Origin of the sequence: Candidatus Regiella endosymbiont of Tuberolachnus salignus (genome assembly GCF_964020115.1) — a bacterium.
Taxonomy (GTDB): domain Bacteria; phylum Pseudomonadota; class Gammaproteobacteria; order Enterobacterales; family Enterobacteriaceae; genus Regiella; species Regiella insecticola.
Genome location: NZ_OZ026542.1, coordinates 827,418 through 840,855 on the forward strand (window position 1 = coordinate 827,418; position 13,438 = coordinate 840,855).

9 protein-coding genes and 1 pseudogene are annotated in these 13,438 nt (G+C 46.2%); 3 read left to right on the forward strand and 7 right to left on the reverse strand.

The window, feature by feature from the left end:
* Positions 1-13: 13 nt before the first annotated feature.
* On the forward strand, positions 14-2,107 hold the full coding sequence (gene traD, locus AACL30_RS04240; protein WP_339057826.1) for a type IV conjugative transfer system coupling protein TraD: 2,094 nt from the start codon (positions 14-16) through the stop codon (positions 2,105-2,107).
* Positions 2,107-6,732 (forward strand): conjugative transfer relaxase/helicase TraI, encoded by a 4,626-nt coding sequence (gene traI / locus AACL30_RS04245; protein ID WP_339057827.1) that lies wholly within the window; start codon positions 2,107-2,109, stop codon positions 6,730-6,732. Before traD ends, traI begins: the two co-directional genes overlap by 1 nt.
* Before the next feature lie 39 nt (positions 6,733-6,771).
* Here the strand turns inward: traI and istB are convergent, their stop codons facing one another.
* Together istB and istA are read right to left on the reverse strand one after the other, a co-directional pair.
* Complete coding sequence (gene istB, locus AACL30_RS04250) at positions 6,772-7,569, reverse strand: IS21-like element helper ATPase IstB (protein WP_339058365.1); 798 nt, start codon at positions 7,567-7,569, stop codon at positions 6,772-6,774.
* A complete protein-coding gene (gene istA, locus AACL30_RS04255; RefSeq protein ID WP_339056344.1) occupies positions 7,566-8,744 on the reverse strand; it encodes an IS21 family transposase in 1,179 nt (392 codons plus the stop codon). Before istA ends, istB begins: the two co-directional genes overlap by 4 nt.
* Here istA and AACL30_RS04260 point away from each other — a divergent pair.
* Positions 8,743-9,324 carry a conjugative transfer relaxase/helicase TraI domain-containing protein gene (locus tag AACL30_RS04260; RefSeq protein WP_339057828.1) on the forward strand — a complete coding sequence of 194 codons (582 nt, stop codon included), beginning with the start codon at positions 8,743-8,745 and terminating at the stop codon, positions 9,322-9,324. The genes istA and AACL30_RS04260 overlap by 2 nt on opposite strands.
* A 469-nt stretch (positions 9,325-9,793) precedes the next feature.
* On the opposite strand, the gene AACL30_RS04265 is transcribed toward AACL30_RS04260, so the two are convergent.
* From AACL30_RS04265 to AACL30_RS04280, 5 genes and pseudogenes are all read right to left on the reverse strand, one after another.
* Entirely contained in the window at positions 9,794-10,192 is a 399-nt protein-coding gene (locus AACL30_RS04265; protein WP_422389571.1) for a transposase, read from the reverse strand.
* Positions 10,193-10,224: 32 nt separating this feature from the next.
* Complete coding sequence (locus AACL30_RS16380) at positions 10,225-10,431, reverse strand: transposase (protein ID WP_422389572.1); 207 nt, start codon at positions 10,429-10,431, stop codon at positions 10,225-10,227.
* Positions 10,335-10,589 (reverse strand): hypothetical protein, encoded by a 255-nt coding sequence (locus AACL30_RS04270; RefSeq protein WP_339057829.1) that lies wholly within the window; start codon positions 10,587-10,589, stop codon positions 10,335-10,337. Before AACL30_RS04270 ends, AACL30_RS16380 begins: the two co-directional genes overlap by 97 nt.
* A gap of 72 nt (positions 10,590-10,661) precedes the next feature.
* Positions 10,662-10,781 (reverse strand): annotated as a pseudogene (locus tag AACL30_RS04275) (DUF4160 domain-containing protein); the annotation flags it as partial.
* A gap of 133 nt (positions 10,782-10,914) precedes the next feature.
* Positions 10,915-13,146 carry a 2OG-Fe(II) oxygenase gene (locus tag AACL30_RS04280; protein ID WP_339057830.1) on the reverse strand — a complete coding sequence of 744 codons (2,232 nt, stop codon included), beginning with the start codon at positions 13,144-13,146 and terminating at the stop codon, positions 10,915-10,917.
* Positions 13,147-13,438 lie beyond the last annotated feature (292 nt).

The following is a 13,438-nucleotide window of genomic DNA, read 5'->3' on the forward strand; positions in this document are numbered from 1 at the left end:
CATTGAGAAAATAATGCGCCTGAATCTTCGTCATTTAACGCAGGGCGGGCAGGTCGCTTTTATGCGTCTGCGCATGTTCCTGCAAATAAATAACCTCATTTCTTATTATATGATCATGTCATTTATGGTCATAACCCTAGTGACACTATTTATTCGAGTGAGTACGCAAAATAGTATAAATGGTTTGATGTATTGGTATGCATGGAGTATCCATCCTCTACTAAAAAATAGCGTCAACCCGACTCGTTATACGTTGAATTATTATGGCAAGAAGCTGAGCTATACGACGGATCAGATAATTAATGACGCCTACACCGCTTATTGTGGTCAATTGTTAAAACAGGAATTAATCATTTCTGCATTAATTTCCATGATAGTGGTTTTTCTTGTGGCGTTATTTTTCTATTGCTATTTAGGGCGCACAGGTCGCAAGCAAAGTGAGGATGAAATTACCGGAGGACGGGTATTAAATAATGATCCTAAAGCGGTTGCCCGTTTGATGAGAAAACGCGGGCAGGCGTCGGATATCAAGATTGGCTCTCTGCCGATCAAAAAAGACAGTGAAACGCAAAATTTTGGTCTGCATGGCACCGTTGGCTCCGGTAAATCTACCCTGATCAGGAAGTTTTTATCGTTGCTACGTGAACGGGGTGATTTGGTTATTATTTATGATAAGGGCTGCACTTTTATTGATAAATATTACGATGAATCGAAAGATATCCTGTTAAATCCGCTGGATAAACGCTGTGCCAACTGGGACATGTGGGAAGAATGTCAAACCCTGCCCGATTTGGAAACCGTCTCTAACACACTGATCCCAATGGGTTCATCTGAAGATCCTTTCTGGCAAGGCTCTGCCAGAACCATTTTCGCTGAGGCGGCACAGCGTATGCGCCAAGATAAAGGCCGTAGCTATAATAAATTTCTCCGCACGTTGCTTGCGATTAAACTCGATAAATTGCGCGAATTTTTAGCCGGTACACCGGCATCAGCGCTGATTGACAGTAAGATTGAAAAAACCGCCATCTCTATCCGTAGTGTACTGACCAATTATGTTAAGGCGATGCGTTATTTGCAGGGTATCGAACGTAGTGGCCAGCCAAAGTTTACTATCCGCCAGTGGATGCAAGGTGTTAAAGATGGCGGCAAGAATGGCTGGTTATTCGTAACCTCCCATCAGAATCATTATGAATCGTTAAAACCCGTCATTTCGATGTGGCTTGGCATAGCCGCCAACAGCTTGCTTTCGATGGGAGAAAACCGCCAGCGCCGTGTTTGGTTTTTTATCGATGAATTACCCTCTTTGCATAAACTCCCCAGCCTGCCTTATATCATCGCAGAAGCACGTAAATTTGGTGGATGCTTTGCCTTGGGATTCCAGTCTTACCCGCAACTGGAAGAAATTTATGGCAGCAAATTTGCCGAAGCGATGTTTGATCTGCTGAACACCAAATATTTTTTCCGCTCACCCAGCGCACAAGTGGCAAAGTTTGTTGAGGAAGATATTGGCGAAACGGTAAAGAAAAAATTCTCCGAGCAGACCAGTTTTGGTGCCGAACAAGTGCGGGACGGGATCTCGTTTGGCAAAGATGAACAGCGCGTGAATATTGTCAGCTATACCGATGTGCAGATGCTGGAAGATTTAACATGTTTTGTCACCCTACCAGGCCATTATCCTGTGGTCAGAATGTCACTCAAGTACCAAAAATTAGCTAACGTGGCCGAGCCATGGGTACTACGCAATGTTGAATCTAGTCTTGATCCGCACGTTGAAAGTGAACTGGAGCAACGTAGTGAGGAAGCCAGTCAGGCGTTGGATTTACTTTTTTCTCATGAGAACTCAGCCCCACAGAAATACACAGCCAAGGCTAAATCTACCGCTAAACCAACAGCGACAGACAGCACCACTGCTGGAGGCGGTCGAGAAGATCCGCTAGCGATGAAACCCATACCCAACGTCGGTGAATGTGGTGATATCAGGGATGATGCAAGAGATGGGCAATATACCCAACCATTGCAAACCAGAAAATCGACACGCAAGGAGGAAGTCAATATCAACCCACGCCGCGCCGATCACGCAATAGATGAGCCCGGGGAATACTTTTGATGATGAGTATTAGCCCGATAGCGGGTAACGCGAGTTATTATGCTAGTCAGGATAATTATTACGTATTAGGTAGTTTAGGCTCTCGCTGGATGGGAGAAGGAGCCAAGATGCTCGGCTTGTCTGGGCAGATAAAAGATACGGTGCTTGATCAGATTAAACAGGGGATATTACCCAATGGTATCCAGATTTCTCGTAAGGTAAAGGGTAAAGAAACCCACCGAACCGGTTATGATCTCACCTTTTCCGCCCCCAAAAGTGTCTCTGTATTGGCATTAATCGGCGGTGATCAGCGTTTTATTGAGGCACACAATGCCGCTGTCTCTGTTGCCATGCAGGAAGTTGAGGCACTGTCCAGTGCTCGCATCACTAAAGATAAAAAAACAGCTACTGTACTGACCGGCAATATTGTCGCCGCTCTCTACCATCATGATACGTCTCGTGATCTTGATCCCCAGTTACATACCCATGCGTTGGTATTGAATGCGACTCATGCTGAAGGCAAATGGCGTGCGCTAGCCAGTGACACTAAAATGAAAACCGGTTTTTCAGAAACCGTGATGGTCAATCAAGTGGCGTTGGGAAAGATTTATCGCCATTCATTGCGTCACGCTGTCGAAAAAATGGGCTATAAAACGCATGAAACGGGCAAAAATGGTCTATGGGAAATGGAAGGTGTCCCTGTAACGCCTTTTTCGCAACGTAGCCAAACCCTCCGTGAGACAGTAGAGAATGACGCCTCGCTGCGTACCCGTGATATTGCAGTACTCAATACCCGCAAAGCTAAAGTTGCCTCCGATCCCCTGATCCTGGTGGCGGAATGGAAAGCACGTCTGCAAGAAACCGGCTTTCATCTCGCTGATTTTATAAACCGAACCAAAGCCTATCAACAAGAGAAACAAACGGCCAGTATGCAGGAAAACAAAACCATAACCAACGATATCTCTCAGGCAGTTAACCACTCGATTTCCCTATTGAGTGACAGCAAAGTGCAATTCACTTATTCCGATTTGCTGGCTAAGACCGTAGGGCAGCTACCGGCAGAGCCAGGTGTATTCGAGCGGGTGCGTCAAGGTATTGAAGCAGCGATTGAACAACAGCGGGTGATCCCACTGGATAAAGAAAAAGGCATTTTTACCTCAGATATTCACTTGCTTAATGAACTAAGTCTACATCAGCTGGCTAAAACGACTCTGCGGGAAAATCGGGTACTGTCATTTCCTGAACGGGCACAAGTGCGAGAACGCCCCTATGTCGATGCTTATTCAGTACTGGCACAGGACAAACCTCCAGTGGCGATCTTGTCTGGACAAGGGGGAGCTGCCGTTCAGCGCGAGCGTATCAAGGATGCAGTGATGATGACCCTCTCTCAAGGAAGAGAGGTGAAGATCTTGGCGGCAGACCGAGGCAGTGGTGCTTGGTTAGCGCAGGAAAAACACCTTGCCGGACAAGTGATAGCACGTAGCCAGCTTACAGGTGAACTCACCTTACTACCACAAAGTACCCTGGTCATCGACCAAGCCGAAAAATTGACACTGAAAGAAACACTGTTGTTACTGGAAAAGGGGCAAGAACAGCGCGTCCAGCTGCTGTTTATGAACAGTGAGAAACGTCCTGGAACAGGCAATGCGCTATCGGTACTGAAAGAAGCGGGTGTCCCCCACTATCAGCTTTACGGCAGCCAGCCATTAGCCACTGTTGTTGTCAGTGAAAGCGATAAGCGTATCCGTTATGAAGCCCTGGCTTCAGCCTATGCAGAAATGAAATGGGCAAAAACAGCGGTGGTTACTCAGGTTAACGGGCAACGGGAGCAGGCAGCGCTTACCGCAGCGATACGCACCCAATTGAAGGCATCCGGTCAACTGGATAAAGTCGATACCACAATATCAGTACTACAACCGGTTTGGTTGGACAGCAAAAGCCGCCATCAGCGTGAAAATTATCGCGCCGGGATGATGATGGAGCAGTGGGATAATGAAAAGAAAGCGATGCACCGCTATCAGATAGACAAGGTGATAGACAACAGCAATACCCTGCGGTTAATCAGTGAAACCGGCCAGGTGCGTGCCGAAAAAATTAACAAGCTGGACAGCAGTTGGAGCCTGTTTGCACAAAAACAAATAGCAGTTGCGGTCGGAGAACAGCTCAAAGCGGTTGGGCGAGAAATGAAAGGGAAAATAAAAGCCCATGAAGCACTGAAAGTCACCGCCATCAGCAAAACGGGTGTGACGGTAGAAAGCCAGGGCAAAAACTTCACATTGGACAGATCACGCGCCCTCAAACTTTCAACCGATTATGTTGAAAGCCTGGGCGCCAGCGTCAGTGACAAAAATCAGATATTGGCTGCCATCAGCGCGCGTGATTTAAATGCCGCGACACTGAATCAACTGGCGAGAAGTGGTGATAAAGCAACGCTGTACACCGCAATGCCGTTAGATCGTGCAGAAAAACGCTTGATCAGTCATCCTCATTATCGTTTAGCCAGCGAACAGGTAAAAACACAAGCGGGTACGGATAATCTGGATAAAGCTATCAGCCAGAACAGGGAAAATTTATTATCGCCGGTACAGCAATCGGTGGCATTAGGATTGAGTCGTGCTCAAACGCAGGGGATCGATTTCTCAGCCCTAACGCTCATTTCAGCGTCCCTGGGATGGTCGCCTAACGTGACGGTTAACCAGATTAAAGCTGAAATCGAGCAGCAAAAAAAGCAAGGCGATCTGATCAATATAAACTCAATTTCTGATACCGAGCGGCTGGTGCCGCGTGTGACTTATGAGAGGGAGAAATCCATCATTCGCACCATCGCTCAGGGAAAGAATGCCGTTACACCGCTCATGGCGTCTATTCCACCGCAATACCTGGAGGGGTTGACTGACGGCCAGAAAGCAGCAACCTGCATGATCTTGAAAAGTTCCGATCAGTTTCTGGCTATCCAGGGGTTTGCGGGTACAGGGAAAACCACTCAGTTTAAAGCGGTGATGGCCGCTATGGGGAGCTTACCGGAAAACCAGCGCCCACAAGTGATGGGTCTCGCCCCGACACACCGTGCCGTTCATGAAATGCAAGGAGCCGGTATTCTGTCACAAACACTGGCTTCCTTTCTCAGTGAAGCACGTCAACAAGCATTAGCCGGTGAAACGCCAGATTATCACAATACGGTATTTATCATTGATGAGTCTTCGATGATGGGGAACCGGGATATGGCCGAGTTGTATCAGCAGATCAGCCGTGGTCACGGACGGGCGATTAGCAGCGGAGATAGCGCCCAACTACAGGCGATTGAGCCCGGCCAGCCCTTTAAGTTGATGCAACAACGCAGCGCCAGTGACATCGCAATAATGAAAGACATCGTACGCCAGACACCGGCATTAAAACCCGCTATTTACAGCATGATTGAGGGAAATACCCGTGACGCTTTAAACCGAATAGAAACAGTGACACCTGACCGCATTCCCCGCCAGCCACAGGCATGGACACCCACTGCATCGGTGATGGAATTTAAAAAAGAGCAGGTAAAACAGACAAACACAGTATCACAGCAGAAAAACCGCGATGCGCCAACTGACATAATTAGCGCTATCAGTCAGGATTATAGCGGACGTACTGTTGATGCCAGAAACAATACACTCATCGTGGCGCATCTAAACGAAGATCGCTGCGCCATTAACGCGCAAATTCACCATCAACTCCAGGCGGCGGGAGAGCTTGGCAATACAGAATCTGTATTATCTATTCTGGAGCCGGTGCGCACATTGCATAATGAATTACGCCGTGCTGCGAGCTTTTCTCCCCATATCGACAAGATCGCACTGATAAACAGCCAGTATTACACGGTGGCCAGGATAGATGATAAAGCCGGTATCGTGACACTGCGTGATAGCGAAGGAAAAGCGCAGCTGATATCAAATTTTGAGAACAGCACGCAGGCTATTGCGCTGTATAAACCGCGAGAAATTCTTGTCAGTACTGGCGACAAGTTACGTTTTACCCGCAGTGATAATGATAGAGGCTATGTGGCTAATAGTCTCTGGCAAGTGAGCAAAATAGACAGTAACGGCAGCATCACGCTCACTCACGGCGAACACAACAAGCGCCTGGATCCAAAGCAAGCTATTGAAGATCGCCATATTGATCTTGCCTATGCCGTCACCTCTTACGGTGCACAGGGTGCCAGTTCCCGCTATGTTATTACGCTGGAAGGAACAGAAGGGAGCAGGAAAAATAGGGCGACCCGGGAGGGAGGTTATGTGACACTCTCTCGCGCAAAAGAACATGTACAGGTGTATACCGACGACCGAGAGAAATGGTTGAGGGCACTAGAACATCAAAAAAAGTACCCTACAGCCCATGATTTACTGCACGGTGCTAATGATAAAGCCGCTCAGATTGCAGAGCAATTGATAGCCAGCGCTACACCCATGCAAAATACCGCGCTGGGACGTAAATTATTACAAACACGTGGCCTGGGATCGGGAGAATCAATGGCAAAATTTATTGCGCCAGGGCGTAAATATCCCACCCCCCATATAGCATTGCCGGTATGGGACAGTAACGGTAAACGCGCCGGTGTTTACCTGGATGAAATCCGACTGCAACAAGAAGGAAGTATGTCAACGCTACTTTAGATTGACCACTTTTTGCTACTTTAAAATGTCCAGTTTTTGCTAATTTTCCTGTTGGGTTTCTATTCCAGGCGCCTGGATAATATCAGTCGTTTTTATAGGCAACATGCCTGCTTTGCGTTTATTTTTGAGTCGATAGCTTTCTCCTTTAATATTCAATGTGGTTGAATGATGTAAAAGCCTGTCTAAAATCGCAGTTGCTAAAATGTGATCACCGAATACGTCCCCCCAATCAGTAAAACTTTTATTTGATGTGAGAATGATGCTCGCCTTTTCATAACGACGGCTCAATAACCTGAAAAATAGGCTAGCTTCTTCGCGATTCATCGGTAAATACCCGATTTCATCCAGTATTAATACCCTGGCATAGCACAGTTGCTGAAGTTGGCGTTCCAGACGGTTTTCTTGCTTTGCCTTCATTAAGGTACAGCAGAGTCTATCCAGAGGCATAAACAATACCCGATGCCCAGCTGTAGCTGCCTTGACAGCCAGCGCTATCGCCAAATGCGTTTTCCCTACCCCAGGTGGGCCTAACAAAATGACGTTTTCATGATGTTCGACAAACCTCAGCCCCGCCAGCTCGCGGATAATTTTCCTGTCTATACTTGGTTGGAAAGTAAAGTCAAATTGCTCCAAGGTTTTTATCCACGGCAAACGTGCTTGTTTTAACCGCGATTCCAAGCCTTTTTGGTGACGCCCGTTCCATTCCTGGGCTAATGCCTGCTGGAGAAATTCACGGTAGTTCAGTGCTTTCTTGGTGGCTTCTTCACATAAACTCTCCAACGCATCGCCCAGGTAATCCATTTTTAACCGTATCAACAAGTTTTCCATTTCCATCAGAGTAGCTCCTCATACACACTGAGCGAACGAGACGCTACTCGATTGACCTGTTGCCAAAGGGCTTGATGATGTTCTGGCACCTTTTGCCAGCCCTGCGTTACCTCCTGCAAGAGATGCGTCGCGAGCAGTTGCTCATCGCCGTAAATACGTAGCGTATTATCTAAACCGATACGAATATTAACCGCACGACCACACCAGAATGAAGGCACGCTATAGCGATTACCTCTGACATCGATATAGCTGTCCCATGCCACTTGTCGTAGGTCGAAGTAGCTGGTATCGAAATCAGTCGCAGGGAGTGGCATCAAGGCTATTTTTTCCTCAGCAAAACGATTTTCCGGTGTCTGCTTGAATTGACGAAGATGACGCTGGTCTGCCACTTTCGCCAGCCACATCGCTAGCAGTTGATTAACATGAGCGAAACTCTCAAACTGACGGTAGCGAGTGAAAAAATTGTGTTTAACATAGCCCACCATCCGTTCGGTTTTGCCTTTCGTTTGCGGTCGATAAGGCTTACAGGCGCGAGGGCTAAACCCATAGTGATTAGCCAGTTGCAGGAAGCCCGCATTGAACTCGATGTGGCCATTTTGTCCATGTTTGATAACAGCGGCTTTTTGGTTATCTACCAAGACATTTTTTACGCTGCCACCGAAGTAATTGAAGCTGCGAACCAGCGATTCATACGTGTGCTCAGCATCTTGCTTAGGGGCAGCAAAGACATGAAAGCGACGCGAAAAACCGAGCGTATTAACGGCAAAATTAACCGTACAGGCAGAGCCTGCCACCTCAACGATGATTTCTCCCCAATCGTGTTGAAGTTGATAACCGGGGAGGGTTTCAAAGCGTACCGTGTTTTTCGAGGCCCTGAGCGGACGTTTGGGATGTATATAACGTCGGAGCATCGCACTCCCACCCCGGTAGCCTTTTTCACGGATTTCCTCAAAAATAACCGCCGCATTCCAAACCTGTTCACTCAACCTTGAATCGATGTAGTCTTTAAAGGGCTCGAGTTTAGCAACCTGTTTTTTACCGCGTTTTGCTGTTGGCGGCGCAGGATAGCTAATGTGCCGTCTCACCGTTTTTTCTGAACACCCTATCTGATGGGCAATATCAACAATAAATGCCCCCTGTTGATGGCGTTGTTTTATCATGTAGTGGTCCTCTCTTCTTAGCATGCTTATTTCCCTCATGGCTTTGTCACCACAAAGGAAACTGCATTCTGGCTTGAGTGGACAAATTAAATTAGCAATTTACGGTCTTTTATCATTAGCGCTGACAAGTAAAATAGAACTAAACCACCAACCACGGGTGCTGGGCAGTCAGGATGCCAGATTTGCGGGCTTACAGATCAGTCGTAATGGCGAAACGCGACTCGCAGCGGATATCCAGCAAGCTATACGACTCGCGCATGTTTACCCAGAAAGCGGGGTGATAATCCGTTTATCAGGTGTTGGGATACCCAGTAACGTTAACCGTATTACCGGTAATATTCTGGTTCCTGACGATAAAACCCTGAGTCAGGCACAAACGCAACCTGAACGAAAAAATCAGGCGATAGCTATCGAAAAAGCAGCGAAGATCATCCAAGAAGAAACGGCACAGAATACATTGAAATCAATGAAATCGGATCCATCAAATCAAGATAATGGTGCACTCAATAAGGTTGTACAAGGTGTTACCCAGACAACATTGTCTTTTGAACGCTTGCATAAGCTGGAACGAGACAGTGTGAAGGAGAAGCTTTTTGGGGAATGAATATTTTTCACACTACGGGAAAAGTTTCATACTCTATTTCTATCTTTTATATCGTAATTTGTTAACAGTGCCATATCTAAAGAGGCAGATTGAACACCAGTTACAAGACCAAAAAATTGGCGATTGCTCACACGCAATTCAAATATTATATCGATATAGCCCATCAATGGTTATTAAGCTGCTTAAGTGGCCGCCATGAAAAAGTCTGATATTTTTCTCACTTGCATTGTAAATACAAATCGGATATAAGTCTTCCAGGATGTTATCATTATGAGCCAGTCCACATTCTCCTTTTGTCATCTGGAACCCCTGCTCAATCTGCCAACACTGACCGGCCACTTGAACCAGCGTTTCCAGCGAGGCCTTCTCCCTTGGGGCAAAGACCACATAATAGGCTCGTTCATCCGGTTTTTTCCTGTGCCGTCTTATCAGCAAATGTTGGCTGCAAACGAAATAGAGGAGTCAGCGCTCAGTCGTACCAACGCTCTCCCTTACTTCCTGCGCCCGCTGAAACCGAACGCCAGGCTTTATTCGGTAATGCGTTAGCCATTTCCTGGGCTTGCGTGCAAACAAATGGCTGACACCACAGTGGTTCATTACAAGGCACTGCCAACACAAAGGGCTGCTGGTTCTCTTCCCGCCAACGACGCAGATGGCGATCTCCTCCATAAACACAGTCTGCCGTGACCCAACTTGCCGGTATACCTGCATCAAACGCCCGCGCTAACATTTGGCGGGCTAATTCTGGCTTACTGCTAAAGTCGGCTTCATCAGGGATACCTGCCTGTCGGCAACGTGCTGTGTCTGCTATCCACGTTTTTGGCAAGTATAACTCTCGATCAATAAAAGCACTGCTTCCCTTTCCCACATAACACAGGAATACACCAGTCTGGCAATTTTCTACCCGCCCCGTTGTACTGACGTTGTACCCCCTGCTGAGTGTCGGCCTTTTTTGATGAACCCGGTTTCATCCACAACAAGCACGCCATCTGGAGAACTCAGATGCTCTACTACCCAATCACGTAGCACATCACGCGCTGCATTCGCATCCCACTCAGCACGTTCAAGTAAATATTGATACCATGAGGCGAGCACCCACCCAGCCATTCCGCCAGTTGCCAGCTGGTTTTTCGCTGACACTCGCTCAGTAATGCCTTTACATAGCCTGCTGCTCGTTCACGGGTTTCACAACGATGAAATAAATTCCCCAGCCTGGTCGTTAATTTGTCAAAAATCGCTAATCCACCAAAATCATCTAATAGCATAGGGTAAAATACCAACAATCTCGAGGTTCTTCATTATATATGCATTAACTACGACTGTAGTACTAGGCCTATCAACCAGAATTTGGCTTCATTGTTCAGCATTTCTAACATGAATATGGAGGGGTTCCTGTGGGTCGCCCTCATTCGAATAGAAAAAAACATATGGCCTTTAAATCTCAATATGACTGGCATACCCTGACTTACCTTTATCAGTTTCATTCGAACATGGGGTATGACTATACCGCATTTTTCTTGTACGCCGTATTGGTTACATGTTGTGTTCAGGAGTGAGGGTGAACATCCACTATCTTCGTTATCCGAAAAGCTATGTACGACTGCTTTCCATCCCTGAAGCAATCTTTATTCTTTCGAACCTTTCTTGTGCTTGTTTATAGATTAGATCACTTTTCGTTATGATCAACTTGTGGGGAGAGCCCTGTTTTTTTACCTCAAAACTGATGGGTAGTGTGGTCTCCTTGATATTGCGTATAATATGTTCGCGATGCGGGGCGGCAAGTGGCCATATCTTGGTGGATTCGGTTTTCGATTTCACAAATTCCATGACTACTTTGCAATAATCACAAGTGCAGGCTAATTTGGCGTCGAGTGACCAATCGTCTTTGCTGCGCAATCCTTTATTTAATTCTTCATGGATACCTTTTTCTACATGCATTTGCAATAAACTGTATGCAGATGACAGGTTGTTAGTCCTTTTCTTTTGCAAATTCAGCACGAGATCTGCTAACTCTAGCTCTGGATATAACTGCACATGTGAGATAACGTGCCTGACGATTTTTTCAGTTGCTACATGATCGACAACCACATCACAGGCATACATTATTTTTGTGAGTGCTGTTATTCGTCTGTTTAGCGATTTCATGCACTCAACAGGTGTGAGCGGTCGCTTGTCCATCCTGATTATGGCTTCAACATGATAACGTACCAGAAAAACCGCTAGCTGCATGTCCCCGCCCTGAGTTATAAAATTGTGTATCAACTTATCTATATCTAACTGAATTTGTGTTGTAGCACGTCGATGGTAATCCTCTTGATCACGCGCTTGCCAGGTCTCGAGTAATCTCAGGCACCAAGCAATGCCATAAACATTTTGTAGTTTAATCAATGCTTCAAGACCGCTTTCTTTCCCGCTGACTGAAATGGAAAATTCCTTCAGCAAGGTGCAGGCTAGTTCTTCACTTTGAAGATAGACGGCGATCTGAGTGAATGATATGAAGTACTTTTCTTGAGCTTCCTGTTGGCGTCTGTGGTACAAAAAACGACCGGCTTGATTGATCATATCAATGATAGGCTCCGCGCAACCTGGCTTTTGCGTCAGGCTCACGATATCGGCAAGTGCTTGATCGTAATCGAGAATGAAACACATCGATATATTATCCGCTTCACGCCACAGAACTATTGCTGCACGCCGGTACCAGTAATCTATCGTATTACCGTAATTACCCATCCAACCCTCGTATTGAGAGTCACTCAAATCTTCTTTTTGCGATTCTTTTGTCCAACAAATTTCATCATCAGAAAAATAGTTATCCCCATATGACATTGGCCTGTTTTCCGTATCAAGCCAGTAGACAAGCGTGGTATCACCGTCAACCAGTTCCTCCGGCTCTGGATCATTTTCATCTCCATAGGCTGCCCAGGATTCGTGGATATCCGCTAGCGCGAGATGAGGTATCAGGCCAAGCTTCCTCGCTGCATGCCTAAAAGCCTGTGCATTCTGATAATCAGCGCCTTTGAGTAGATCCCATCTCAAACTATGCTCGGTATAACTGTGGTCAAGAAAATACCCCAGTTTGATTGGCGTATTTCCCTGATTTATTCGCGAACTAAAATAATCCCCAAGCGCTTGTTCAAGATTTTTGTTAACATATTTTTCCTCCTGAAAAGGAAGAAGTTGAGCGGGTTCAAGAACAACGTTGTAGGTCAAAGCAAGCCGATAGCCTTGCTTTATTTTTTCGATTTCATGCTGGCAATCCGCATAAAATACAATGCACTTCAATGTCTGATCAGCCAGATTTTCTGATGTGAATCGATACTGTTGGCCTGCATGAGTGATGATCAGATCTCCCCCAATATGTGCTGACGGGAGCACCACGATCAGAGTCGCGATCATGCCATCGATTTTTTCTGAATCCTGATGTGCTTTGAAAAACTGTCCCGGAGTGTAAATCAGCATATTATGCAAATGGGGCGTAAGCACCGCATTTTCTGGCAAGCCTAAAGTACTTCGCATACCCTCCAACATGTTGTGCATTATTTCCCTGTCATACGTGATGCGCAATTGATCAGCAGGAATTTCATGCGTATCACGTACTTTTTTATCCAGCAAGGTTTTCTCACGCAAGCCAAATTTTGCGGGCGATGAAATCTTTAATAAACATTCGACAACATGCACATCAAGCGGCATGGAAATATGGCCTAGCCCTTGGACTTCTATTGAAAATACTTGTGGATCAAGAGTATGCTCGGCATAAAATTCTGGGTAATCCTTGGTGTGGTACGTCTCTTTTTCAAGCGCTTGTATGATCTTCGAAATCATGATGCTTTCATCTCCCCCATTTTTATAGAGCAACATAATAGCAAAGCGAGTGTCGGAGAACTGTCTTCCGGACGGCATAAAGGAGACTGAGATAGCTCAATGTGTTCGTAGTCTATTCCATAATGTTGTCGGTAGTTATTTTCTGGGTTCTGTTGCTGCTAGGCTGCTACCACTGGTTTTGATAACAACGGGCAGTGTAGTGCGCACGCTGTGTGTCTTACCCAAAGGAGGGTTAGGGTTCAAAAGGTATTACTAAGAGTATGACCGCTGTTTTTCTGCTGCATATTATCAT